23 protein-coding genes and 1 other annotated feature are annotated in these 25,276 nt (G+C 38.1%); of the genes, 22 read left to right on the top strand and 1 reads right to left on the bottom strand.

What is annotated here, in order from left to right; translation table 11 throughout:
• The 5 genes from IEW44_RS07135 to ileS all read left to right on the top strand — a co-directional run bounded on the left by IEW44_RS07135 (window position 1) and on the right by ileS (window position 5,260).
• Complete coding sequence (locus tag IEW44_RS07135) at window positions 1-474, top strand: cell division protein SepF (protein ID WP_188614358.1); 474 nt, start codon at window positions 1-3, stop codon at window positions 472-474.
• A gap of 9 nt (window positions 475-483) precedes the next feature.
• On the top strand, window positions 484-747 hold the full coding sequence (locus IEW44_RS07140) for a YggT family protein (protein WP_188614359.1): 264 nt from the start codon (window positions 484-486) through the stop codon (window positions 745-747).
• A gap of 71 nt (window positions 748-818) precedes the next feature.
• Window positions 819-1,595 carry a YlmH family RNA-binding protein gene (locus tag IEW44_RS07145; protein ID WP_188614360.1) on the top strand — a complete coding sequence of 259 codons (777 nt, stop codon included), beginning with the start codon at window positions 819-821 and terminating at the stop codon, window positions 1,593-1,595.
• An 81-nt stretch (window positions 1,596-1,676) separates the two neighbouring features.
• Window positions 1,677-2,183, top strand: a complete 507-nt coding sequence (locus tag IEW44_RS07150) for a DivIVA domain-containing protein (protein ID WP_188614361.1) — start codon at window positions 1,677-1,679, stop codon at window positions 2,181-2,183.
• Window positions 2,184-2,230: 47 nt separating this feature from the next.
• Window positions 2,231-2,456, top strand: a binding site (T-box leader).
• A gap of 41 nt (window positions 2,457-2,497) precedes the next feature.
• Window positions 2,498-5,260 (top strand): isoleucine--tRNA ligase, encoded by a 2,763-nt coding sequence (gene ileS / locus IEW44_RS07155; RefSeq protein ID WP_188614362.1) that lies wholly within the window; start codon window positions 2,498-2,500, stop codon window positions 5,258-5,260.
• A 110-nt stretch (window positions 5,261-5,370) separates the two neighbouring features.
• Here ileS and IEW44_RS07160 read toward each other — a convergent pair whose 3' ends face one another.
• Window positions 5,371-6,573, bottom strand: coding sequence for a helix-turn-helix transcriptional regulator (locus IEW44_RS07160; RefSeq protein WP_188614363.1), 1,203 nt, complete (start codon window positions 6,571-6,573; stop codon window positions 5,371-5,373).
• 143 nt (window positions 6,574-6,716) lie between these two features.
• Here IEW44_RS07160 and IEW44_RS07165 point away from each other — a divergent pair, with 143 nt between their 5' ends.
• The 17 genes from IEW44_RS07165 to opp4B all read left to right on the top strand — a co-directional run bounded on the left by IEW44_RS07165 (window position 6,717) and on the right by opp4B (window position 25,274).
• Window positions 6,717-7,040 (top strand): DUF485 domain-containing protein, encoded by a 324-nt coding sequence (locus IEW44_RS07165; protein ID WP_188614364.1) that lies wholly within the window; start codon window positions 6,717-6,719, stop codon window positions 7,038-7,040.
• Window positions 7,041-7,063: 23 nt separating this feature from the next.
• Window positions 7,064-8,632: a sodium/solute symporter gene (locus IEW44_RS07170; protein ID WP_188614365.1), complete on the top strand. Its 1,569-nt coding sequence runs from the start codon at window positions 7,064-7,066 to the stop codon at window positions 8,630-8,632.
• Between the two features lie 111 nt (window positions 8,633-8,743).
• The gene (lspA, locus tag IEW44_RS07175) at window positions 8,744-9,223 is read left to right on the top strand and encodes a signal peptidase II (RefSeq protein WP_229704185.1); all 480 of its coding nucleotides are present in this window, start codon (window positions 8,744-8,746) and stop codon (window positions 9,221-9,223) included.
• Window positions 9,220-10,131 carry an RluA family pseudouridine synthase gene (locus IEW44_RS07180; protein ID WP_188614367.1) on the top strand — a complete coding sequence of 304 codons (912 nt, stop codon included), beginning with the start codon at window positions 9,220-9,222 and terminating at the stop codon, window positions 10,129-10,131. The genes lspA and IEW44_RS07180 overlap by 4 nt, the downstream gene beginning before the upstream one ends.
• A 270-nt stretch (window positions 10,132-10,401) precedes the next feature.
• Complete coding sequence (gene pyrR, locus IEW44_RS07185) at window positions 10,402-10,947, top strand: bifunctional pyr operon transcriptional regulator/uracil phosphoribosyltransferase PyrR (RefSeq protein ID WP_188614368.1); 546 nt, start codon at window positions 10,402-10,404, stop codon at window positions 10,945-10,947.
• A 4-nt stretch (window positions 10,948-10,951) separates the two neighbouring features.
• Complete coding sequence (locus IEW44_RS07190; protein WP_188614369.1) at window positions 10,952-12,235, top strand: solute carrier family 23 protein; 1,284 nt, start codon at window positions 10,952-10,954, stop codon at window positions 12,233-12,235.
• A 163-nt stretch (window positions 12,236-12,398) separates the two neighbouring features.
• The gene (locus IEW44_RS07195; protein WP_188614370.1) at window positions 12,399-13,277 is read left to right on the top strand and encodes an aspartate carbamoyltransferase catalytic subunit; all 879 of its coding nucleotides are present in this window, start codon (window positions 12,399-12,401) and stop codon (window positions 13,275-13,277) included.
• 1 nt (window position 13,278) lies between these two features.
• On the top strand, window positions 13,279-14,556 hold the full coding sequence (gene pyrC, locus IEW44_RS07200) for a dihydroorotase (RefSeq protein ID WP_188614371.1): 1,278 nt from the start codon (window positions 13,279-13,281) through the stop codon (window positions 14,554-14,556).
• Window positions 14,553-15,653, top strand: coding sequence for a glutamine-hydrolyzing carbamoyl-phosphate synthase small subunit (gene carA, locus IEW44_RS07205; RefSeq protein WP_188614372.1), 1,101 nt, complete (start codon window positions 14,553-14,555; stop codon window positions 15,651-15,653). The genes pyrC and carA overlap by 4 nt, the downstream gene beginning before the upstream one ends.
• A complete protein-coding gene (gene carB / locus IEW44_RS07210; protein ID WP_188614373.1) occupies window positions 15,646-18,840 on the top strand; it encodes a carbamoyl-phosphate synthase large subunit in 3,195 nt (1,064 codons plus the stop codon). Before carA ends, carB begins: the two co-directional genes overlap by 8 nt.
• A complete protein-coding gene (locus tag IEW44_RS07215) occupies window positions 18,841-19,611 on the top strand; it encodes a dihydroorotate dehydrogenase electron transfer subunit (protein WP_188614374.1) in 771 nt (256 codons plus the stop codon). It abuts the gene before it with no gap.
• Window positions 19,608-20,519, top strand: coding sequence for a dihydroorotate dehydrogenase (locus IEW44_RS07220; RefSeq protein WP_188614375.1), 912 nt, complete (start codon window positions 19,608-19,610; stop codon window positions 20,517-20,519). The genes IEW44_RS07215 and IEW44_RS07220 overlap by 4 nt, the downstream gene beginning before the upstream one ends.
• Complete coding sequence (gene pyrF / locus IEW44_RS07225) at window positions 20,519-21,226, top strand: orotidine-5'-phosphate decarboxylase (protein ID WP_188614376.1); 708 nt, start codon at window positions 20,519-20,521, stop codon at window positions 21,224-21,226. Before IEW44_RS07220 ends, pyrF begins: the two co-directional genes overlap by 1 nt.
• A 1-nt stretch (window position 21,227) precedes the next feature.
• Entirely contained in the window at window positions 21,228-21,860 is a 633-nt protein-coding gene (gene pyrE, locus IEW44_RS07230) for an orotate phosphoribosyltransferase (RefSeq protein WP_308421630.1), read from the top strand.
• Between the two features lie 498 nt (window positions 21,861-22,358).
• Complete coding sequence (locus IEW44_RS07235; protein WP_188614377.1) at window positions 22,359-23,369, top strand: ABC transporter ATP-binding protein; 1,011 nt, start codon at window positions 22,359-22,361, stop codon at window positions 23,367-23,369.
• Window positions 23,366-24,310, top strand: coding sequence for an ATP-binding cassette domain-containing protein (locus tag IEW44_RS07240; RefSeq protein ID WP_188614378.1), 945 nt, complete (start codon window positions 23,366-23,368; stop codon window positions 24,308-24,310). Before IEW44_RS07235 ends, IEW44_RS07240 begins: the two co-directional genes overlap by 4 nt.
• A 1-nt stretch (window position 24,311) precedes the next feature.
• Entirely contained in the window at window positions 24,312-25,274 is a 963-nt protein-coding gene (gene opp4B / locus IEW44_RS07245; protein WP_188614379.1) for an oligopeptide ABC transporter permease, read from the top strand.
• The last annotated feature ends 2 nt before the right edge of the window (window positions 25,275-25,276 follow it).

Genomic DNA, 25,276 nt, shown 5'->3' on the forward strand with positions numbered 1-25,276 from the left:
ATGAGTATGAAAAAAAAATTAAAAAACTTTTTTTATTTAGAAGACCAAGAGGCGCTTGAGCTTGATGATAATGAGCAACCAGTAGAAAGGGTGGAGCGTGTGCAACAACCGCCACAAAAACCAACACAGCAGCAAGTACCAATAGCGAAACAATCTGCAAAAAATGTTGTACAGTTGCAATCTGTGCCTTCACAAACGACAAAAAAAGAGAGAATGGTTGTCATTGAACCACGCTCTTATGAAGATATGGAAGTAGTAGGTACGCATATTAAAGAGAATCGTACAGTGGTTATCAATTTACATCTAGTAGACTACGATCAACGCAAACGTATTATTGATTTCTTAAGTGGCGCTGTTTTTGTTGCTGATGCAGAACTAAAGCCAATCAGTCGAGAAGTCTTTTTATGTTCACCTTTTAACGTAGAAGTAGAAGGTGACATTAAACAAATTATTATGAATCAAATGAGCGAGTGAGGTCAGTACATGATTTTTAACCTATTAAATGTGCTAAATATGGTCTTTACAGCATATACCTATATGATTATTATTTATATTTTAATGAGTTGGGTACCTGCAGCACAAGAATCTAAGTTTGGTCAAATTTTAGCTAAAGTTTGTGAGCCCTATTTAAGCATATTCAGAAAAATTATTCCGCCAATTGGCATGATTGATATATCACCAATCGTTGCCATTTTAGCATTGAATTTTGCATTTAGAGGTATTGTCATCTTATTAACATCATTTTAATAACGTCGTATGGCAGAGTTGAATTTTCAACTTTGCTATTTTTTTATTTATTACGTTATAGGAGAGATCATATGGAACACATTTATCAACACTTTAGAAAAGAAGAGCAACCATTTATTGAACAAGTAGTAGGTTGGCAACGAGAAGTAGAAGAACGCTACTATCCCAAACGCACAGATTTTTTGAATCCTAGAGAGCGTTTTATTGTACGTGCCATTATTCAACAAACGGAAAGTAATGTTTATAGTGATGGTGGGTTTGAACAAGCAGAACGTAAACGAATGTTATTATATCCACCTTATTATGAGGCTAGCATGGAGGATTTAGGGGTACAGTTATTTCGTGTTGAGTATGCCATGAAATTTGCTACCCTAACACATCCACAAGTGCTGGGGTCATTATTAGCTAACGGTTTAGTACGTTCGCGTTTCGGGGATATTCGTATTAAAGGACAAGAGATACAACTGGCTGTAGCTGAGGAAATCGCTGACTATATTCAAATGCAACTCATCCAAATGAATAAAACAAAAGTACAATTGCAACCAATCTCACATAAAGAAGCGATACCACAAGATATTACAGCATGGCAAATTCAAGTTATAACGGTATCTGCTATGCGATTAGATGCCATTTTAGCTACGATATTAAAATTGAGTAGACAAAAGGCACAACAACTTATTCAAGCAGGTAGGGTGCAAGTCAATTTCACGGTGAGAGATGACCGTTCATTTGAAATACAAGAACAAGACTTATTATCCATTCGTCAATATGGACGTTATAAAATTGTAGCGATTGAAGGGACAACACGTAAAGATAAAATTCGTTTACAAGTAGGCTTTATGGCTTAACCTTGAATTTATCGTGTAAAATACGGGTAAACAAGGTATAATGTACAATAAGATTATAGTGTTAAAGGAGCGAAGGAGTACATGCCGTTATCACCGATCGATATTAATAACAAAGAATTCACTAAAACATTTCGTGGTTATTCAGAAGATGAAGTGAATGAGTTTTTAGATCAGATTATAAAAGATTATGAAATTTTAATACGAGAGAAAAAAGAACTCGAGCAACAAGTGCATATGATGACAGAACAAGTTAATCATTTTAATACGATGGAAGAAACATTACAAAAATCAATAATGGTTGCACAAGAAGCGGCTGATGAAGTACGCCGAAATTCGCAAAAGGAAGCTAAGTTAATTATTAAAGAGGCTGAAAAAAATGCTGAGCGTATTATTAATGAAGCATTAGCAAAGTCTCGTGCGGCAAATATAGAAGTAGAAGAATTGACAAAACAATCAAAAGTTTTCCGCAACCGCTTTAAAATGTTAGTAGAAGCACAATTAGATTTGCTGAATACAGGCGATTGGGATCATTTATTAGAAAACGCAGAACAAGAATTAATTAAAAATGAGTCAGAAGAAGCGGAATGAGGCTTGACGAAGTAGCATCCTTTTTCTATACTTATGACAAACCTATAGATAAAACGATGACGGAGACGAGTATATGATTTTGCTCTTGCTAAGCGAGTTAGGGACAGTGTGAGCCTAATGAATCAAAATACATGTAACATCACTCCAGAGTAAAGCAGCTGAATTAGGCTATTGAGTAGGCTCTTTCGTTACGCAGCGTTAATGCGTCTAAGACATAGTACAATTTGTATTATAAATTAGGGTGGTACCACGAGTTCAAGCTTCGTCCCTTTCAGGGATGGGGCTTTTTTATTTACATTTGAGGAGGATACAACATGGTAGAGTACAAAAATACATTATTAATGCCAAAAACAGCATTCCCTATGCGTGGGAATTTGCCAAACAATGAACCAAAAATGCAAGAAAAATGGGATCAGATGGATATTAATGCGCTGCAGTTGGCGCGTACAAAAGATCGCCCTCACTTTGTCTTACACGATGGCCCTCCATTTGCGAATGGGGAAATTCATTTAGGGCACGCATTAAATAAAATCTTAAAAGATATGATTAATCGCCACCGTTCAATGACAGGTTATCATGTACCTTATGTACCTGGTTGGGATACACATGGTTTACCAATTGAACAAGCCTTAACCAACAAAGGTGTTAAACGTAAAGAAATGTCAGTAGCTGATTTCAGAGAGTTATGTGAAAAATATGCGAATGAGCAAATTGAATTACAAAAAGCACAGTTCCGCAGATTAGGTGTGCGTGGTGATTGGGATAACCCCTATATTACATTAAAGCCAGAGGTGGAAGCCCGTCAAATCGAAGTATTCGGTAAGATGGCAGAAAAAGGTTATATTTATAAAGGTTTAAAACCGGTATATTGGTCACCATCATCTGAGTCTGCCTTAGCAGAAGCAGAAATTGAATACCAAGACAAACAATCCCCATCTATTTATGTGAGCTTTAAGGTGAAAGATGGCAAAGACGTTGTCCCAGCAGATGCCAAATTTATTATTTGGACAACAACACCTTGGACATTACCAGCAAACCTAGGTATTTCTGTACACCCTGAATTTTTCTATGCTGTTGTACAAGTAAATGACAACAAGTTTATCGTAGCAAAAGATTTGGTAGAGACTGTAGCTCAAGCACTAGAGTGGGAAACATATGAGGTAGTAGAAGAAATACTAGGTGAAAAATTAGATCGTGTAGTGGCAGCTCACCCATTTTATGATCGTGATTCATTAGTAATGTTAGGTGAACATGTGACAACTGATGCTGGTACAGGTTGTGTCCATACAGCTCCAGGTCATGGTGAAGACGACTATCAAGTTGGTAAACAGTATGGCTTACCTATTTTAAGCCCTGTAGACAACCGAGGTGTATTCACAAGTGAAGCACCAGGTTTTGAAGGGGTTTTCTATGACAATGCCAATAAACTTATAACAGAAAAGTTAGAAGAACTGGGCGCATTAGAAAAATTAACATTCTTTACGCACTCTTATCCACATGACTGGCGTACAAAAAAACCTGTTATTTATCGTGCAACACCGCAGTGGTTTGCATCAATTGATGCATTCCGTGACGAATTGTTAACAGCGGTAGATGATACAACATTTACACCTGCTTGGGGTAAAACACGTCTTTATAATATGATTCGTGATCGTGGGGACTGGGTAATCTCTCGTCAGCGTGTATGGGGTGTACCAATTCCGATTTTTTATGCTGAAAATGAAGAACCCATCATTACACCAGAAACCATTGCACACGTATCACAATTATTCCGTGAGCATGGTTCAAATATTTGGTTTAAGCGTGAAGCAGAAGAGTTATTACCTGAAGGCTTTACACATGAGGGTAGCCCAAATGGTAAATTTACTAAAGAAAATGATATTATGGACGTTTGGTTTGACTCAGGGTCAACCCATCAAGGTGTGCTAGTAGAGCGCGGTATGAAATACCCTGCTGACCTTTACCTAGAAGGCTCTGACCAATATCGTGGTTGGTTTAACTCATCGCTTATTACAAGTGTAGCGATCAATGATGTTGCACCATACAAAGGCTTATTATCACATGGCTTTACACTAGATGATAAGGGACGTAAAATGAGTAAATCACTAGGAAATACCATTGCACCAGTAAAAGTAATGAATCAAATGGGTGCGGATATTTTGCGTTTATGGGCAGCGTCAGTAGACTACACAGCAGATGTGCGTGTATCAGACGCTCTATTTAAACAAGTATCAGAAGTTTACCGTAAAATCCGTAATACGTTCCGTTTCCTACATGGTAATGTTTCGGACTTCAATGAGGCAACAGACCGTGTAGCATTCGAGGATTTACGTGAGATGGATCAATATATGTATATGCGCTTGCAAGATGTCTTAAAGGCGGTACATGCAGCATATGAGCGTTATGACTTCGCAGCTGTATACCATACTGTAAATAATTTTGTTGCGGTTGAATTAAGTTCATTCTACTTAGATATTGCTAAAGATGTTGTATACATTGAAGGTTATGATCATGCAGCACGTCGTGCAATGCAAACCGTAATGTATGATACATTACTGACGTTAGTTAAAGTGTTAACACCAATTATCCCGCATACGACAGACGAACTGTGGGCTGTAATGGATATGGAAGAAGTTTCTGTACAATTAACCGACTTCCCAGAACCAGTTGAGCATGTGGTATTTACAGAGCTACGTGCGAAGTGGGAAAATGTTATTGCCCTACGTGATGAAGTGTTAAAAGCTTTAGAAGAAGCACGTAATGCAAAAATCATTGGTAAATCACTAGAGGCAAAAGTTACAATTTATGCGAATGCAGAAGTGAGCCAGATTTTAGAGAGTGTAGATTTTGCCCAGTTAAGTATTGTATCGCAATTAGTAGTAGCTGGCACGAAGAAGGATGCGCCAGCAGATGCTTTAACATTGGAGAAAATGGCAGTTGTCGTTACAAAGGCAGAGGGTGAAAAATGTGAGCGTTGTTGGTCAATTTCTGAAACAGTAGGCCAAAATGATAAGCATCCACAATTATGTACACGCTGTGCAACAGTTGTCGAAACATATTATGCAGATGTAGAGTAAATAAATGAAAGTATTAAAATAAAAGGTAGGGCGATAATTAAAATCGCCTTACCTTTTTTGCTTTTAAAGCATCGTATGTATGCACATACCTTGATAGAATATTCCCTTTTCTATTTAAATGAGATCTCTATTGTATTGCGATAAACCTTAGGTGAGAAGCCAACATATTTTTTAAAACTCATACTAAAATAATTGGGTGTATTAAAGCCAACAGTGTCCGCAATAACATCTAGGCTATATTGCTTACGTAGATATGGTAAGGCACGAATGATTCTAGTAATGGCTACATAATCAACAAAACTACGACCAACTTCACGTTTAAACACACGGCTAAAATGTGAGGGACTAAAGCCAATAACATTTGCCACTTGTTGAGCTGTAATGGGTTCTGTACAATTTTGCTCAATAAAAGCGATTGCTCGCTCAATATGTTCATTCATTGTTAAGTCCTCATAAAAGCGCAGATGTAAATGGTTAACAGCGGGTTTTCTTCGCGCTGTTCTTGCTTCCATGTAGGAACGATAGACTTGTGTAGGGTCTTGATAAACTTTACCAACACCAATGAAAATATAAATGCCTTGTGTTTTTAACTCTTCAATGGCTGCTGTTATAGCCACTAAACCTTGTGTCCAATCTTTTAATGACGGGATTTGCTTTGGAATACGAAGTAACAATAATAAATAACGCTCACTATGTAAAAATGTAATGTGAGAAAGTTCAGAAAATTCTATGCGTAATTTTTTCATGATTCGTGCTCTTGCATCGTGTATTTGGAAGTCTGGATGAACAAAACCTTGCATCAACAACACGATATTAGGTATAGCTTCAGCTGTGATAAAAGAATTAGCTTGTTCAATTTCAGAAACATGTTGGATTTCATTTTTTACTAAACGGCGTAAAAAAGCTTTTTGAAAAGGCGTATTATGCTGATGATCAAATTGCTCACCAATATCTTTAATCGATAATGTTTGGATTTGTTGTGCATGGTATGCATCATATAACTTTTTTGCGCCCCAAAGTAATTTATGTTGCGTGACAGGTTTAATGAGTAAGGATGTTAATTTTAAATCAACTGCTACAGGAGATGAAAAGGCAAGATGTATAGGAATAATAGGAATGATAAAGGGTTGCTCATCGCGCTTTCGCAAGCGATTAATTTTTACCCAGTCAAATAAAGTTGTGATCTCATAAATATGCAAATGATAGGTCGTTGGCGCAGTCATCTCTGGCAAGGTATTTAACCAACTGCTCAACCAATGCTCCATCTCTTTTTGCTCTGAAATCGCTTGAATATGCCAGTGAACACATAACAATTTATATCACCTACCTTTACGATATTAGTTATATTTTAACTCAAACGAGCATTAATTTGTATGTATATAGCAAAATATTGTATTTTTATCTACAAATTATCACGTAAAATAACGAATAAGGTTAGATAAAGGGGGAATGAATGATGACGGAAAAAGATGATCACTATGATTATGTTGAACATGGCACAATCCATTACAAAGACTTACCACCTCTTGACAAGCAAACCAATGACATCATGAAAGGGGAATTAAAGACAGGTACTGCGTTATCTGGTTTTTATTTTATTTTGATTTTTAGTATACCTGTCTTAAATTGGTACTTTCCTGAAATTGCCTTTAAACCCATCTGGGGAGGCATGACGGTCACATGGTTTATTACAACAGTAGTGATGATGGCGATGGCTTTTATTATTGCTTATATTCATACGAAGTTGTATGAAAAACGCTTGAAAAAATTTGATCAATAACTTCATACAAGGGGGTATGTGTCATGAGCATGTTATTAGAGCCAAAAATGATTTTAACTATTGTATTAATGGGTACCATTGTCTATATCACATATTTAACGAAAAAGAATACAACAGCATCTGATTTCTTTGTTGGGGGACGAAGTTTTGGATGGTTTATGAATGGTTCAGCTATTGGTGGCGATTATTTAAGTGCTGCAACGTTTTTGGGGATTGCAGGTTTAACGTTTCAATTAGGATATGATGGCGCATATTATGCGTTTTGTTTCTCTATAGGTTTAACATTATTAGCCATTTTTGTGGCGGGTCCATTGCGTAGATTTGGTGCTTTTACAGTAGCCGACTTTTTAGCTTATCGTTTTCATAGTCGACGTGCAAGATTAGCTGCTGTTGTTGTCGTGCTTGCAATCTCTGGTTTCTATGCAGCACCTCAACTATTAGGTGCCGCTCAAATTTTAAGTATGTTCTTTGGTACATCTTATGAATTTGGTATTATCTTTACGTGTGTTGTTATGATTTTCTATGTGGGTATTGGTGGTATGAAGGGAACGACAATTAACCAAGCACTAGAACTATGGATTCGATTGGGTGCCTTTCTTATTATGTTAATCGCTGCGATGTATAGCGGTTTACATTACGATAAAATACTATATGCGATTAATCACTTTGCAGGCCCGATTGAAGGGACATCACCATATGCGCTTGACGGCAGTAATATTGATTTTGATGGTAAAGCTTGGACAGGCACAGGGTTTTACTTCCCGACGTTTTGGCAAACCATTAGTATGACAATAGGTTTAGCTTTAGGAACGATAGGCTTACCACATATTTTATTACGTTTTTACACGAATCCAAGTGCTAAAGCAGCACGAAAGTCAGCATTGATGGCAATTGGTATTGCTAGTGTGTTCTTCTTCTTAGCCGTTTATTTAGGTGTTGTAGGTCGTGCAATTTTCTTAGCAGGGAATGCTACAGATGAAGTTATGAAAGATTTAGTGTTAGGTGGTAATAACATGGTTATTCCATCAACCGCACAGGCGCTAGGTGGAGAATGGCTGCTTGGTTTAGTTATTGCAGGGGCTTTTGCGGCCGTATTCTCCAACTTATCTGGCTTGTTTATTACGAGCTCAGGTGCATTAGCACACGATTTATATGCCACCTTTATTAAAAAGAATAACATTTCGCAAAAGGAACGTGTTATTGCAGCGAAAGTAGCGATTGTAATTTTAGGTGTGTTGTATGGAGCGCTAGGTTTGTTGGTAAAAGACGCTTCTATTGGGCATCTGGTAGCATTAGCCTTTACTGTGGCAGCAAGTACCTTTACACCAATCTTTATTTTGGGTATTTGGTGGCGAGGTATGACGGAAAAAGGGGCGATTGCAGGTTTAATCATTGGTTTGCTTGTGTCCATGTGGTTTATCTTCTTGCCAGGTACACTACCAGAAGCCTTACAGTTTAAAATACCAGGTTTGATTACTGTACCAGTTGGTTTCTTATCAGTGATTATTGTGTCCTTATTAGACCGACAAGTACCGGCTGATGTAAATGAATTTATGAAAAAGGTACATGATAAAGGTTCGGAAACAATTTAATAGCGATAATACGCAGACATTCACATTTTTTTGTGAATGTCTTTTGTTATGAGTGCGTATTTGTTGAAAAACTTGTATCATAGGTATAGCTATTGTATTGGAGGTTTGTATGTGTATAAATTTTATGGCATTGCCTTATTTGTCATTTTGCTAGATCAGTGGAGCAAATGGTTAATTGTTAAAAATATGGAGATTGGTGAACGTATTATGATATGGGATCCATACTTTGCTATTTTGTCTCATCGCAATCGTGGAGCTGCATGGGGGATGTTAGAAGGAAAGATGATGTTCTTTACTATCGTTACAATTATTGTGATTGCGGCTGTTATTTACTTTTTCCATAAAGAAGCTAAAGGTAAATTCCCCTTACAAATTGGTTTAATGTTATTATTAGGCGGTGCCATTGGTAACTTTATTGATCGACTATTTAGAGGAGAGGTCGTAGATTTTGTAAGTGTATTAATCCCAGGCATTAACTATTATTTTCCGATTTTTAATATTGCAGATGCCGCGTTAACATTTGCTGTTATTATTTTAATTATTGGTATGTGGATCGATGAACGAAAACAGAAGAAACAGGTGAAATCATGACAGTTGAAACAATTCAAATTACAGAAGAAGTAGCAGGTGAACGATTAGATAAGGCGTTAGCGATGCTACAGACGGAGTGGTCACGTACATTAGTGAGCTCATGGATTGAAGATGGACGTATCACAATAAATGGGAATGTTCCAAAAGCAAAATATAAAGTGAAATTATTAGATCAAATCGTAGTAGACGTACCTGCGGAAGAAGATTTCACAATTTTACCACAAGATTTACAATTGCACATTGTCTATGAAGATGATGATGTTGCGGTCGTGTATAAACCAAAAGGTATGGTTGTGCATCCTGCACCAGGTCACCTATCGGATACATTGGTCAATGGTTTGTTACATCAAGTGAGCCCATTATCAGATTTAAATGGCGAGTTGCGTCCAGGTATTGTACATCGCATAGATAAAGATACATCAGGTCTATTAATGATTGCGAAAACAAATGTGGCACATGAAAATTTAGTACAACAGCTTGTGGATAAGACTGTAACACGTAAATATAAGGCATTAGTTCATGGTCGCATAGCACATGATAAAGGAACAATTGATGCACCAATTGCACGTGATACGAGAGATCGTCAAAAGCAAGCAGTTGTAGATAATGGTAAACATGCTGTTACACATTTTAATGTATTAGAACGATTTGAAGAGTATACCTTGGTAGAGTGTCAGTTAGAAACAGGTCGCACACACCAAATTCGTGTGCATATGAATTATATTGGTTTTCCATTGGTTGGCGATCCTAAATATGGACCAAAGAAGACAATGGATGTAGGTGGACAAGTCCTGCATGCAGGGGTTATTGGGTTTGTGCATCCCATTACCAATCAATATATCCAGTTTGAAGCGCCTTTACCAAAGGACTTTGAAGAAATCCTACAACAATTGCGAAATGAAGGTTGACAATGTGTAGTAAGAAGTATAGACTTAACGTCAGTAAACAAAACAACTAAATGATTCACCTTTAACGGGCAGTCCAGAGAGACTGAGAAGGTATTGGATAAAACGATAACAATTTGCGAGACAAATCTGTTATATGTTTAGATTTTTCGTGTGCTCATAACGCTGCCCAGTAAGTATAGTTACTTATTGGGCGGCTTTTTATATGAGTTGACGTTTTTAAAGATGCCCGTTAGCGAGGCATCTTTTTTTATGAGTGAAAGGAGATTTGTAATGACAAAGTCCATTTTATTAGATGGCCCCTCTATGACACGTGCCATCACACGTATTGCACATGAAATTATTGAACGGAATAAAGGGATTGATGCGTGTATTTTAGTAGGGATAAAAACACGTGGTGCATTTTTAGCTAAACGTTTAGCAGACCGAATTGAACAAATCGAAGGTAAACCGATTCGCACAGGTGAGTTAGATATCACCTTGTATCGCGATGATTTAACGGTAAAGAATGACCCGCCTGAAGCGCTAGTACAGCAAGTTGCCATAAGTGATGATGTAGCGGGACAGAAAATTATTTTAGTAGATGATGTATTGTTTACAGGTAGAACAGTACGCGCAGCACTTGATGCTGTAATGGATTTAGGCAGACCATCGCAAATTCAATTAGCCGTCCTAGTAGACCGCGGGCATAGAGAATTGCCCATCCGTGCTGACTATGTGGGTAAAAATATTCCGACTTCTAGCGTTGAAAAGATTGTTGTAAATTTAGCAGAAGTTGATGAAGTGGATAGCGTAACAATTCAGAAACAAGGAGAATGACATCATGGCAAGTAATGCTCGCTTAGACGTTAAAGATGTACCAAAACCATTGTCACTTATTACTTTAAGTGTACAACATATGTTTGCCATGTTTGGCTCAACCATACTTGTACCAACATTAGTAAATTTAAGTCCTGCTATTGCGTTATTAACAAGTGGGATTGCAACCATTATCTTTTTATTAATTACACGATTTGAAGTGCCTGCTTACTTAGGTTCATCATTTGCTTTTATTACACCTATTATATTAGCGAGTAAAATTGATGGCCCAGGTAGCGCAATGATTGGTGCTATGGCTGTGGGGCTTGTGTATGGGATTGTGTCATTAATGATTTGGCGTACAGGCTATAAATGGTTAATGAAATTGATGCCACCTATTGTTGTAGGGCCTGTGATCATGGTAATTGGTTTAGGCTTGTCAGGCACAGCTGTTAATATGGCTATGATGGTTAACGATGAATATAATTTATTACATTTTTCGGCAGCACTTGTGACCTTATTTACAGCGATTATTTTTACGGTATTTTTTAAAGGGATTTTAAGTACAATGCCTATCTTAATGGGGTTGATTGTGGGATATGTGTATGCTATGTTGATCGGCATTGTAGATTACTCTGCTATTGCTGAAGCAAAGATGTTTGAGATGCCACAATTTTTACTTCCAGGTGTAGATTATGACTTTGTTGTGACAGGTAAACTGTTGCTCATCATGGTTCCTGTTGTATTAGTCACCATTTCAGAACATATTGGACATCAACTCGTATTAGGAAGAGTAGTCGACCGTAATTATTTAGAGAGTCCGGGTTTACATCGTTCACTGTTAGGTGATGGTATTGGAACCTTTATCAGTGCATTAATTGGAGGACCCCCAAAAACAACATATGGCGAGAACATTGGTGTATTAGCTATTACACGTGTCTACAGTGTGTTTGTTATTCTAGGGGCAGCAGTTATTGCTATACTCTTATCTTTCTCAGGTAAAACGATGGCAGTCATTGCCACAATTCCGACATCTGTTTTAGGTGGCGTATCCATCCTATTATTTGGTATCATTGCTTCAAGTGGCTTACGTATGTTAATAGAAAATAATATTGATTTTGGCGAAAGTAGAAACTTAGTAATTGCCTCTGTTGTTTTGATCATAGGGATTGGCGGGGCAAAGTTTGACTTAGGTATCGTATCACTAGAAGGTATGGCTTTAGCAGCTATTATTGGTGTTGTTTTAAATCTAGTGTTGCCAAAATCACCTTACACCAAACAAATAGAAGAGCAACGAACAAAAGAATAGCAGTACCTTTTAACAGATTGTCCAGAGAGGCAAAAAAGGGGAACTTGGTAAACATGAGCAAGGCCTAATAGCTACAGCTCTGTCTTGCCATGCCTCCCTATGCCTCGCAGTGATATAAGCGAGGCATTTTTTATTATAAAAAACAATTTGGAGGCAACCAATCATGAAAAATTTATTGTCCATGGAGCATTTAACCAATGACGAGATCATAGCAATCTTAGATCGCGCAGCACAATTTGAGGCTGGTGAAGTAACTACATTACAACGCTCTTATCATATTGCTAATTTATTTTTTGAGCCAAGCACACGGACGAAAACAAGTTTTGAAATGGCAGAGCGCAATCTAGGTTGTACAGTAATCCCTTTTGATGCAGGCTTTTCAAGTGCCCTAAAAGGTGAAACGATGTATGACACTGTCAAAACATTAGAAATGATTGGTTTAGATGCTGTAGTGATACGGGCTAAAGAAGACGAGTATTATAATGAATTATTAGAAGGTATTCATGTAGCGATAATTAATGCAGGTGATGGAGCAGGACAACATCCTTCTCAATCATTGCTTGATTTATATACAATAAAAAAAGAGTTTGGTAGTTTTGAAGGTTTGACTATTACGATTGCTGGTGACATTTCACATAGCCGTGTAGCAAAGTCAAACGCTATTGCATTAGAGCGTCTTGGTGCGAGTGTTCATTATTTATGTCCACCAGAGTGGGCAGGTAATTTTACAGCACATCATAATTGGGACGATTTAATAGAAGAAAGTGATGTCATTATGTTATTACGTGTGCAGCATGAGCGTCATAAAGTCAATAAAGACTTCTCTAAAGAGGGGTATCATGAGCAGTATGGCTTAACGCTAGCGCGTGAGAAACAAATGAAAGACGGTGCAATCATCATGCATCCAGCCCCAATTAACCGGGGTGTCGAAATTGATACTACATTAGTGGAGTGCGAGCGCTCACGCATTTTTGAGCAAGTGCAGAACGGAGTTTATGTTCGCATGGCAATTGTTGAAACACTTTTGAAAGGGAGAGAATAAAATGAAAACAGTTATTCAAAATGTCAAAATGTTAAACGAGCAAGGGGAACTAATCGACACAAGCGTGGCGATTGAGGCGGGTAAGATTGCTAAAATCGGAGACGTACAAACGGAAGGTGCTAACGTGATTGACGGTAAGGGTAACTTACTAGCACCAGGTTTTGTCGATGTACATGTTCACTTACGCGAGCCAGGCGGCGAAAAGAAAGAAACGATTGCAACAGGTACAGCATCAGCAGCAAAGGGTGGTTATACTACAGTGTGCTCAATGCCCAATACACGTCCAGTACCAGACACAGTAGAAAATCTTGAGCTTGTGAATACATTAATTAAAGATAACGCTAAAATTCGCGTATTACCTTATGCGTCATTAACAGTCCGTCAAGCAGGCAAAGAACGTACAGATTTAGCTGCTTTAAAAGAACATGGTGCATTTGCTTTCACAGATGATGGTGTAGGTGTACAAACAGCTGCGACAATGTTTGAGTGTATGCAGGATGCTGCTAAACTTAATATGGCAGTAGTTGCACACTGTGAAGATAACTCATTAATTTACGGTGGTGTCATGCATGAAGGTAAGCGCAATAAGGAGCTTGGGTTAAAAGGGATTCCTTCTGTCTGTGAATCAGTGCATATCGCACGTGATATTTTACTTGCAGAAGCAGCGGGCGCACACTACCATGTTTGTCACGTATCAACAAAAGAGTCCGTACGCGTTATCCGTGATGCTAAAAAAGCGGGTGTAAAAGTAACAGCTGAAGTAACACCGCATCATTTATTACTATGTGAAGATGATATTCCTTCCGATGATGCAAACTGGAAAATGAATCCACCATTACGTGGAGCAGAAGATTTACAAGCATTACGTGAGGGTTTATTAGATGGCACAATCGACTGCATCGCAACTGATCATGCGCCACATACAGAAGAAGAAAAATCAAATGGTATGAGTGAAGCACCATTTGGCATTCACGGCTTTGAAATTGCATTCCCACTACTATACACACGCTTTGTGAAAACAGGTGAGTGGACATTAAAACAACTGATTGATTGGATGACGATTAAACCATCGCAAGTATTCGATCTACCATATGGTGCTTTAAAGGTTGGCGCATCAGCAGATTGCGTATTAATTGATTTAACAAAAGAGCAAGCAATCGACCGTGAAACATTCGTTTCTAAAGGCAAGAACACACCATTTAATACGAAGGTAGTACAAGCATGGCCAGTAATGACAATTTTTGAAGGCGAGATTGTATATCAGGAGGACGCACAATGAAAACACGTATGTTGATTTTAGAAGATGGCACAGTATTTAAAGGGCAAGCATTTGGCAGTGAAGCTGCTTCACAAGGTGAGGTCGTATTTACAACAGGTATGACAGGTTACCAAGAAGCGATAACAGACCCTTCATTTTATGGGCAAATTGTAACATTAACTTACCCTTTGATCGGAAATTACGGTATTAATCGTGATGATTTTGAAGGTATTACACCACAAATTCGTGGTTTAGTTGTGCGTGAATTAGCGAAATCACCTTCAAACTTTAGAGTGGATGAAACGTTAGATAATTATTTGATTTCTAAAGACATTCCAGGAATTGAAGGTATTGACACACGCAAACTAACACGTATTATTCGTAAGCAAGGTACTGTGCGAGCTTTATTAACAGCAGCAGATGAAGATGTCAATATCGAAGAATATGTGGCTAAGTTACAACAAACCCCACTAATTTCCGACCATGTAGCACAAGTTTCGCCAAAAGCGGCTTACCCAAGTCCAGGGCGTGGTATGCGTGTCGTTGTGATTGACTATGGCATGAAGCATGGTATTTTACGTGAGTTAAATAAGCGTGATTGTGATGTACTAGTAGTTCCGTATCATACAACAGCACAAGAGATTTTAGCTTGGCATCCAGATGGTATTTTATTATCAAATGGCCCAGGTAACCCAATGGATATCCCACAATCTGTGGAGACCGTAAAATCGCTAATTGGTCAAGTGCCAATGTTTGGCATTTGCTTAGGGCACCAAGTATTATCATTAGCAAGTGGTGCTACGTCATTTAAATTGGACTTTGGTCACCGTGGTGGCAATCACCCTGTCAAATCATTAGCGACAGGTCGTACAGAATTAACATCACAAAATCATAGTTATGCCATTGATGATGCTTCATTAGTAAATACAGAACTAGAAGTGACGCATGTAGCATTAAATGATGGCACAGTTGAAGGTGTGAAGCATAAAAGGTATCCGATCTTCTCTGTGCAATTCCATCCGGAAGGTTCACCAGGCCCAGAAGATTCAAACCATTTATTTGATGACTTTATTGCACTAATGGAAAAAGAAGCAGAAAAGGGGAAACAACATGCCTAAACGTACAGATATTAAAACGATTTTAGTTATTGGTTCAGGTCCAATTGTTATTGGTCAAGCAGCAGAATTTGACTATGCAGGAACGCAAGCTTGTCTTTCATTAAAAGAGGAAGGCTATCGCGTAATTTTAATTAACTCGAACCCAGCAACAATTATGACAGATACAGAAATTGCAGATAAAGTTTATATTGAGCCAATTTCTTTAGAGTTTGTATCTCGTATTATTCGCAAAGAGCGCCCCGATGCTCTCTTACCAACATTAGGTGGTCAGACAGGTTTGAATATGGCAATTGAGTTAGATGAGTCAGGCATTTTAGAAGAACTAAATGTTGAGATTTTAGGAACAAAACTAGATGCTATTCATAAAGCAGAAGACCGTGATTTATTCCGTAATTTAATGTATGAGTTAGGTGCACCTGTGCCAGAATCAGATATTATTCATAATCTGCAAGAAGCTTATGCTTTTGTGGAGCGTATTGGTTATCCCGTTATTGTGCGTCCTGCCTTTACACTTGGCGGCACAGGAGGAGGGATTTGCTATAATGAGCAAGATTTAGAGGAGATTGTAGCATCTGGATTAAAATATTCACCTGTAACACAATGTTTATTAGAGAAGTCTATTGCAGGTTATAAAGAGATTGAGTACGAAGTAATGCGTGACTCTGCTGATAACGCTATTGTGGTATGTAATATGGAGAATGTTGACCCTGTAGGTATTCATACAGGTGATTCGATTGTTGTAGCGCCTGTACAAACATTAACAGATCGTGAAAACCAAATGCTACGTAATATCTCACTTGATATTATTCGCGCTTTAAAAATTGAAGGCGGCTGTAACGTTCAGCTTGCTCTAGACCCATATAGCTTCCAATATTATGTGATTGAAGTGAACCCGCGTGTGTCACGTTCGTCAGCTTTAGCTTCTAAAGCAACAGGTTATCCGATTGCAAAATTAGCAGCCAAAATTGCAGTAGGTTTAACATTAGATGAGATTGTTAATCCGGTAACCCAGTCCACATATGCGTGTTTCGAACCAGCACTTGATTATGTTGTAGCTAAAATTCCGCGTTGGCCATTTGATAAATTTGAGTCGGCTAAACGTAACTTAGGCACTCAAATGAAAGCAACAGGCGAGGTTATGGCATTAGGTCGTAACTTTGAAGAGGCTATGTTAAAAGCAGTACGTTCATTAGAAACAGGTCAGTACCATTTAGAGTTGAAAAATGGTGCGGAGCATGACGATGCATGGATTGAAAAACGCATTCGCAAAGCTGGCGATGAGCGCCTATTCTTCATCGGTGAAGCATTGCGTAGAGGTGTAACAATTGAACAAATTCATGAGTGGTCAGCGATTGATTTATTCTTCTTAGATAAGTTTGCAAAAATCGTGAAAATGGAAGAGAAGTTAGCTGCAAACAAACAAAATAAAGATATACTTTATGAAGCAAAGCGTATTGGTTATGCAGACCGTAAAGTAGCTGAATTATGGGATGTAACGGAACAAGAAGTGTATGATTTCCGTAAGCAACATGGCATTGTACCTGTATATAAAATGGTAGATACATGTGCGGGTGAGTTTGAATCAAACACGCCATACTTCTATGGTTCATATGAGGAGGAGAATGAATCTATTAAAACGGATAAAGAATCCGTTATTGTATTAGGTTCAGGCCCAATTCGCATTGGACAAGGTGTGGAATTTGATTATGCTACGGTGCATTCTGTATGGGCAATCAAAGAAGCTGGGTACGAGGCAATTATTGTTAACTCGAATCCTGAGACTGTATCAACAGACTTCTCGATTTCAGATAAATTATACTTTGAGCCATTAACAATTGAAGATGTGATGCACATTATTGATTTAGAACAACCAAAAGGTGTTGTCGTTCAATTTGGTGGGCAAACAGCGATTAATCTAGCTGACAAACTAGAAGCTAACGGCGTTAAGATTTTAGGTACAACATTGGAAGACATTGATCGTGCAGAAAATCGTGACAAATTTGAACAAGCATTACATGAGATTGGTATTCCACAACCTTTAGGTAAAACAGCTATTTCAACGGATGAAGCATTAGCAATTGGTCAAGAGATTGGTTTCCCTGTATTAGTGCGACCATCATATGTTCTTGGTGGGCGAGCTATGGAAATTGTTTATAACACAGAGGAATTAAAGCATTATATGGAACATGCGGTTGAAGCATCACCCGACCACCCTGTGTTAATTGACCGTTATTTAACAGGGAATGAAATCGAAGTCGATGCGATTTGTGATGGGGAGAATGTATTGATTCCAGGTATTATGGAACATATCGAGCGCGCTGGTGTTCACTCTGGTGACTCTATCTCTGTATATCCACCACAAAAATTAACACAACAACAAGTCGATACATTAGTAGATTACACGACACGTTTAGCGCGAGGTTTAGGCATTGTTGGTTTAATGAATATTCAGTACGTTATTTCAGATGGTGAGGTATATGTGATTGAGGTAAATCCACGCTCAAGTCGTACAGTACCATTCTTGAGTAAGATTACTAACATTCCTATGGCTAATATCGCAACAAAAGCGATTTTAGGACAATCTATTGTGGCGCAAGGTTATCCAACAGGTTTAGCGCCAGAACAAAAAGGTGTATTCGTTAAAGTGCCAGTATTTAGTTTTGCTAAGTTGCGTCGTGTAGACATTACATTAGGGCCTGAAATGAAATCAACAGGAGAAGTTATGGGTAAAGACGCTACGTTAGAAAAAGCATTGTATAAAGGACTAGTGGCAGCTGGCATGGAAATTCAAACGCATGGCTCTGTATTATTCACAGTATCAGATAAGGATAAAGAAGAGGCAACAGCTTTGGCAAAACGTTTCTCAACAGTTGGTTACCGTATTTTGGCTACAGAAGGTACAGCTCAAACATTTGAAGAGGCTGGAATTCGCACAGACATCGTAGAGAAAATTGGTGCGCAAGGACAAACGTTACTTGATGTTATTCAAAATGGTGAAGCTCAATTAGTGATTAATACTTTAACTAAAGGGAAACAACCAGCTCGTGACGGTTTCCGAATTCGTCGTGAGTCTGTAGAGAATGGTGTACCTTGCCTAACGTCATTAGATACAGCAGAAGCTATGTTGCGCGTGATTGAATCCATCACATTTACAGCAGAAGAAATGCCAAAAGCGGAGGTAAAATAAATGAAGCAAGAGCGAATGAAGGTCGTTCGCCAAGCTCAAATTGCCCATCATATTTATGAAATTACGTTACGCGGACAAATTGTTCAGGACATGGTGCCTGGGCAATTTGTACATGTGCGTGTAACAGATGCATTAGAGCCATTATTACGACGACCAATTAGTATTGCCGATGTGAACAAAGAAACAAGTGAATTCACGATGATTTACCGTGCAGAGGGGCGCGGTACGAAGGTTTTAGCGACAAAGCGTGAAGGTGAAGAAGTGGATATTTTAGGACCGATTGGCAATGGATTCCCACTTGATAAAGTTCAGGCTGGAGACACAGCATTACTAGTAGGTGGTGGTATAGGTGTGCCACCCTTACATGAGCTTGCAAAACAATTAAATGCCAAAGGTGTTAAAACCATTCATGTCATGGGATTCCAAACAGCTGATGTATGTTTCTATGAAAATGAATTTTTAGCATTAGGAGAAACGCATTATGTGACAGTCGATGGCACACATCGTCAGTCAGGCTTTGTAACAGATGTATTGAATAAATTACAACCGGAATTCAATGTGTTCTACTCTTGTGGACCATTACCAATGTTACGTGCACTAGAACAATATTACCCAGATAAAGAAGGCTATTTGTCTTTTGAAGAACGTATGGGTTGCGGTATAGGCGCTTGTTTTGCTTGTGTCTGTGATACGACAGATCAAGATGATAGAGACTATGTTAAAGTATGTTCAGATGGACCAGTATTTCCGAAAGGTACGGTGGCATTATGAATCGATTATTAATAGAGCTGCCAGGCTTAACATTAAAAAATCCCATTATGCCAGCATCAGGATGTTTTGGGTTTGGGCAAGAGTATGCTCAATTATATGATTTAGCTAAATTAGGGGCAATTATGATTAAAGCGACGACAGAAGAACCACGTAGAGGTAATCCAACCCCACGAGTAGCAGAGACTTCAGCAGGGATGTTAAATGCAATTGGGCTACAAAATCCAGGGCTTGAGCACGTGATGAATCATGAATTGAAGTGGCTTGAACAACATGATGTGCCTATTATCGCAAATGTCGCAGGTTCTGAAACAGCAGATTATGTTGCAGTGGCAAAGCGTATTTCCACAGCACCTAATGTACAAGCATTAGAGCTCAATATCTCATGCCCTAATGTAAAATGCGGTGGTATTCAATTTGGTACAGACCCTAAAACAGCTCAAGAACTTACAGCCGCTGTGAAAGCAGTTTCTCAAGTACCTGTATATGTAAAGTTATCGCCAAATGTGACGAGCATTGTCGATTTGGCTCAAGCGGTTGAAGCTGGTGGTGCGGATGGCATTACAATGATTAATACATTAGTAGGTATGCGTTTAAATGAGCGCACAGGGAAACCAGTGATTGCTAATGGTACAGGTGGTTTATCAGGACCAGCTGTTAAGCCTGTAGCCATTCGCATGGTGTATGAAGTGTATAAAGCAGTGAATATCCCTATTATTGGCATGGGTGGCGTCACCGAGGCACAAGATGTTATTGATTTTATGTCGGCAGGTGCTTCAGCAGTAGCCGTAGGTACAGCAAATTTTGTAGATCATTTTGTTTGTCCAACTATTATTGAAGCGTTACCTGAAAAACTAGATGCACTTGGTATTCATCACATTTCAGACATCATTGGAAGGAGTCATCGTTAATGTTAAAATCTCCTATTGTTGCGTTAGATTTTTCAACTCAAGAGGAAGTAATAGCATTCTTACAACCTTTTGACGAAGTATTATTCGTGAAAGTGGGCATGGAACTTTATTTACAAGAAGGCCCATCAATTATTACAGCGATCAAAGCATTAGGTCATGCTGTATTTTTAGATTTAAAATTACATGATATTCCTAATACAGTGCAATCTGCTATGAGAGGCTTAGCTAAATTAGGAGTCGATTTAGTAAATGTTCATGCGGCAGGTGGACAAGCAATGATGGAAGCTGCAATGGCAGGCTTAATGGAAGGTACACCACATGGTCAAGAACGCCCAAAGTTAATTGCAGTGACACAACTTACCTCTACAACAGAGCAACAAATGCAACAAGAACAACAAATCCCCTTAACATTAGAAGCATCCGTAAAAAACTATGCTCAACTAGCGAAAGCTGCTGGGTTAGATGGGGTCGTATGTTCAGTGTATGAAGCGGCTATGATAGGTGATAGTTGTGGGGAAGATTTTTTACGTGTTACCCCTGGTATCCGTTTAGCTGGTGGTGAGGCACATGATCAAAAACGTGTCGCAACGCCTGATAGCGCACGTAAAGATGGCTCGACACACATTGTAGTAGGACGAGCAATTACGCAAGCCACGCAACCTAGAGAAGCGTATCAAGCTGTGAAGAATTTATGGGAGGGTTACTAGAATGACAATACAAAAAGAAATCGCACAAGTCATGTTGCGTGTGGGAGCAGTTGAATTAAATGCAACAGATTTATTCACATGGGCTTCTGGTATTAAATCACCAATTTATTGTGATACACGATTAACAATTTCAGACCCAGCAGGGCGTAAAGAAATTGCAACGGGCTTGGCAAGTCTTATTAAAGAATATTTCCCCGCTACTGAAGTAGTGGCTGGTACAGCAACAGCTGGTATTCCACACGCTGCCTGGGTGAGTGACCAACTTGATTTACCAATGGTTTATGTGCGTTCAAAAGCTAAAGCACATGGACGTGGTAATCAAATTGAAGGAAAGTATACAAAAGGTCAAAAAGTAGTTGTCGTTGAAGATATTGTCTCTACAGGTGGTTCATCGATTACTGCGGTCGAGGCATTGCGTGCAGCAGGTTGTGAGGTTTTAGGTGTAGTATGTGTATACACTTATAATCTGCCTCGTGCCGAACAAGCTTTTGAAGCGGCTGATGTTGCCTATAAAAGTTTAACCAATTTTGATTATTTGGTTGAAGCGGCGATTGATATGGCAGTTATTCAGGAAAATGAAGCACCATTTTTGAAAGATTGGCATGCAAAATTGAAAGCAGGGGCATTAAAATAAAAAACACTCTTTACAAAAAATGAGTTCATGTATTAAAATGACTTAGTAATGCCAATTAAAAAATGAACCAACATTTGAAACAATAAATGAACTAATATTTTCGAGGGAAGTGTATAGCACTTTCCTCTTCTGTTATTTTTACGTTCAATTTAACGTATTAAAGTATCAGAGTCCTAAAAACAGAAAACGCTTTCACACTTTTTAAAATTATCTGAAAATAATAGATGATTTTTTTATACAATAACTTTGCATAATGATAAAAAAAGTGGATTATATACAGAGTAGTTATAATAATCATGCTAAGGCAATACTATTTGCATAAAAGTGCTTGAATTTTACAAAAACTTATAAAAATAATCGAGAAAATATTTAGAATTTTAATAAAAAAGGTTTACTTTATGCAATATTTGCGTGATAATCGACTGTATGAATATAATTTCTGAAGCTTTTCTTTTGAAGTGAAATTTCGGAATATTCATTTTTGAAGGAGGTAACGTTTTGAGTGGAGCAAATGAATTGCTAGAGATTAAAAATCTTAGCACAAGTTTCCGTATTAAGGATGATTTTTTCCCTGCGGTTGATGATGTTTCATTAACATTAAAGAAAAATGAAATTTTAGCAATTGTAGGTGAGTCAGGCTGTGGTAAAAGTACCTTAGCTACATCGATCGTTGGCTTACATAATCCTAATAATACGAAGGTGACAGGTGAAATTAACTATAAAGGTAAAAATCTTGTTACGATGACAGACGAACAATTCAACAATGTCAGAGGTGCAGATATCGGATTTATTTTCCAAGATCCATTGTCTGCATTAAATCCGCTAATGAAAATTGAACAACAAATTGAGGAATCGTTGATCTATCATACGAAATTAGCTAAAGCAGAAAGACAAGCACGCGTACTACAATTGTTAGAGCAAGTTGGTATACCCAACCCACCACGAGTAGCTCAGCAATTCCCTCATCAATTATCTGGAGGGATGCGACAACGTGTTATGATTGCCATTGCTTTGGCATGTAAGCCACCAATCATAATTGCAGATGAACCAACGACGGCATTAGACGTTACGATTCAAGCGCAAATTTTAGATTTATTAAAAGAGTTACAGGCAGAAACCGAATCCGGCATTATTTTGATTACCCATGACTTGGGCGTTGTGGCAGAGGTAGCTGACCGAGTAGCTGTAATGTACGCAGGGCAAGTGATTGAAGAAGCACCTGTTGTAGAATTATTCAGAAACCCTAAGCACCCTTATACACGCTCACTATTAAATTCGATTCCACAAATGAATAGTGAAGGCGATAAATTAAATGTCATTCATGGTATTGTACCATCATTGAAAAACCTCCCACGTACGGGTTGCCGTTTTTCACCACGTATACCTTGGATTGACCGAGCAACTCATGAAGATAACCCAACATTACATGAAGTAGCACCAGACCATTTTGTACGTTGTACATGTTGGAAAACGTTTCATTTTGAAGATGAGGGAGGTAGCGTACAATGAGTTTCATGCAAATTAAAGATTTATGTGTACACTATCCAATTCGTGGTGGTTTTTTCAACACAGTTGTTGATCAAGTTTATGCTGTTGATGGTATTACAATGGAGTTTGATAAAGGTAAAACATATGGCTTAGTTGGCGAATCAGGTTGTGGAAAGTCAACAACAGGCAAAGCAATTATTGGTTTAGAACGCATTACTTCTGGCAGTATTATTTATGAAGGCGAAGAAGTAACAAATCAACGTAGAAAGCGTAATTCAGCTTATAATCGCGATGTGCAAATGATTTTCCAAGATTCGCATTCAAGTATGAATCCTAGAAAACGTGTATCAGACATTTTAGCAGAGCCTATTCGTAACTTTACAAATATGACACCCGATGAGGAACGTCGCAGAATTAATGAGTTGTTAGCGATTGTCGGTATGCCTGAAGACGCAAAACATAAATACCCCCATGAGTTCTCAGGTGGTCAAAGACAGCGTTTAGGTATTGCAAGAGCAGTAGCTTGTAACCCAAAACTTATTATTGCTGATGAGCCAGTATCAGCTCTCGACTTATCTGTACAAGCACAAGTGTTAAACTTTATGCAAGATATTCAAGATGAATACGGCTTAAGTTACTTATTTATTTCCCATGATTTGGGTGTTGTTAAACATATGTGTGATGATATAGCCATTATGTATCGTGGACGTTTTGTAGAGCGCGGTACGAGTAAAGAAATATATGCAGACCCAAGACATATTTACACACATCGTTTATTATCAGCAATTCCTAATATTGAACCTGAAACACGCTTAGAACGTAAAGTAGAGCGTTTACAAGTTGAAAAAGACTACAAAGATAAGCAACATAATTACTATGATGAGAATGGTAAAGTGCATCCTTTGCAACCAATTACAGATACGCATTTTGTTGCTATGTTGAATGCAGAAGGGGGCAACTAATATGTGGAAAACAATATTACGTCGTTTCTTAGTTATGATACCTCAGCTTTTCATCTTAAGTTTAATTGTATTCATTATGGCAAAGCAGATGCCAGGTGATCCATTTACAGGGTTAATCACACCAGAAACAGATGCTAACCGTATTGCTGAGCTACGTGAAGAGGCAGGGCTAAACGACCCTATAGTAGTGCAATATTACAATTGGATATCAGGTGTAGTGCAAGGAGATTTAGGTAAGAGTTATACGTATAAACGCAGCGTTTCTTCTATTATAGGTGAACGCGCATATAATACATTCTTGTTATCTTTATTAAGTGCAATCTTAGTGTATTTAATTGCTATTCCTTTAGGTGTATTAGCAGGACGCTATCAAAATTCATTTTTAGATAAATCAATTGTACTTTATAGTTTTCTTAGTTATGCAATACCAACATTTGTATTGTCATTAATCTTCTTATTCCTATTTGGCTATCAGTTTGAGTGGTTCCCAACAAGTGGTACAGTGGATGTTAGTTTAGAGCCAGGAACGATGGATTATTATTGGAGTAAGTTTTATCATATTTTATTACCATCTATAACATTCGCTTTATTAGGTACAACAAGTATTATTCAATATTTACGTACTGAAATTATTGATGCGAGTGGGCAAGACTATGTAAAAACGGCACGCAGTAAAGGTATTCCAATGCGTAAAGTTTACTCACGTCATATTTTCCGAAATTCATTATTACCAATCGCTGCATTCTTTGGATTTACCATTACAGGTTTATTAGGTGGTTCAATCTTTATTGAAACTGTATTTGGCTATCCAGGAATGGGTCAATTATTCGTACAATCTATTCAAAGTCGTGACTACAGTGTTATTACAGCACTTGTTATGTTATTTGGTTTCCTAACATTATTAGGAAGTTTGTTATCGGATATTATTATGAGTATTGTTGACCCACGTATACGTATCGATTAATG

It is taken from the genome of Lysinibacillus alkalisoli (assembly GCF_014643595.1).
GTDB classification, from domain to species: Bacteria; Bacillota; Bacilli; order Bacillales_A; family Planococcaceae; genus Metalysinibacillus; species Metalysinibacillus alkalisoli.

Excerpts from the sequence above, each read along its gene's own strand:
- IEW44_RS07135 (WP_188614358.1), top strand. The coding sequence starts at position 1 with ATGAGTATGAAAAAAAAATTAAAAAACTTTTTTTATTTAGAAGACCAA.
- IEW44_RS07140 (WP_188614359.1), top strand. The coding sequence starts at position 484 with ATGATTTTTAACCTATTAAATGTGCTAAATATGGTCTTTACAGCATAT.
- IEW44_RS07145 (WP_188614360.1), top strand. The coding sequence starts at position 819 with ATGGAACACATTTATCAACACTTTAGAAAAGAAGAGCAACCATTTATT.
- IEW44_RS07150 (WP_188614361.1), top strand. The coding sequence starts at position 1,677 with ATGCCGTTATCACCGATCGATATTAATAACAAAGAATTCACTAAAACA.
- ileS (WP_188614362.1), top strand. The coding sequence starts at position 2,498 with ATGGTAGAGTACAAAAATACATTATTAATGCCAAAAACAGCATTCCCT.
- IEW44_RS07165 (WP_188614364.1), top strand. The coding sequence starts at position 6,717 with ATGACGGAAAAAGATGATCACTATGATTATGTTGAACATGGCACAATC.
- IEW44_RS07170 (WP_188614365.1), top strand. The coding sequence starts at position 7,064 with ATGAGCATGTTATTAGAGCCAAAAATGATTTTAACTATTGTATTAATG.
- IEW44_RS07180 (WP_188614367.1), top strand. The coding sequence starts at position 9,220 with ATGACAGTTGAAACAATTCAAATTACAGAAGAAGTAGCAGGTGAACGA.
- pyrR (WP_188614368.1), top strand. The coding sequence starts at position 10,402 with ATGACAAAGTCCATTTTATTAGATGGCCCCTCTATGACACGTGCCATC.
- IEW44_RS07190 (WP_188614369.1), top strand. The coding sequence starts at position 10,952 with ATGGCAAGTAATGCTCGCTTAGACGTTAAAGATGTACCAAAACCATTG.
- IEW44_RS07195 (WP_188614370.1), top strand. The coding sequence starts at position 12,399 with ATGAAAAATTTATTGTCCATGGAGCATTTAACCAATGACGAGATCATA.
- pyrC (WP_188614371.1), top strand. The coding sequence starts at position 13,279 with ATGAAAACAGTTATTCAAAATGTCAAAATGTTAAACGAGCAAGGGGAA.
- carA (WP_188614372.1), top strand. The coding sequence starts at position 14,553 with ATGAAAACACGTATGTTGATTTTAGAAGATGGCACAGTATTTAAAGGG.
- carB (WP_188614373.1), top strand. The coding sequence starts at position 15,646 with ATGCCTAAACGTACAGATATTAAAACGATTTTAGTTATTGGTTCAGGT.
- IEW44_RS07215 (WP_188614374.1), top strand. The coding sequence starts at position 18,841 with ATGAAGCAAGAGCGAATGAAGGTCGTTCGCCAAGCTCAAATTGCCCAT.
- IEW44_RS07220 (WP_188614375.1), top strand. The coding sequence starts at position 19,608 with ATGAATCGATTATTAATAGAGCTGCCAGGCTTAACATTAAAAAATCCC.
- pyrF (WP_188614376.1), top strand. The coding sequence starts at position 20,519 with ATGTTAAAATCTCCTATTGTTGCGTTAGATTTTTCAACTCAAGAGGAA.
- pyrE (WP_308421630.1), top strand. The coding sequence starts at position 21,228 with ATGACAATACAAAAAGAAATCGCACAAGTCATGTTGCGTGTGGGAGCA.
- IEW44_RS07240 (WP_188614378.1), top strand. The coding sequence starts at position 23,366 with ATGAGTTTCATGCAAATTAAAGATTTATGTGTACACTATCCAATTCGT.
- opp4B (WP_188614379.1), top strand. The coding sequence starts at position 24,312 with ATGTGGAAAACAATATTACGTCGTTTCTTAGTTATGATACCTCAGCTT.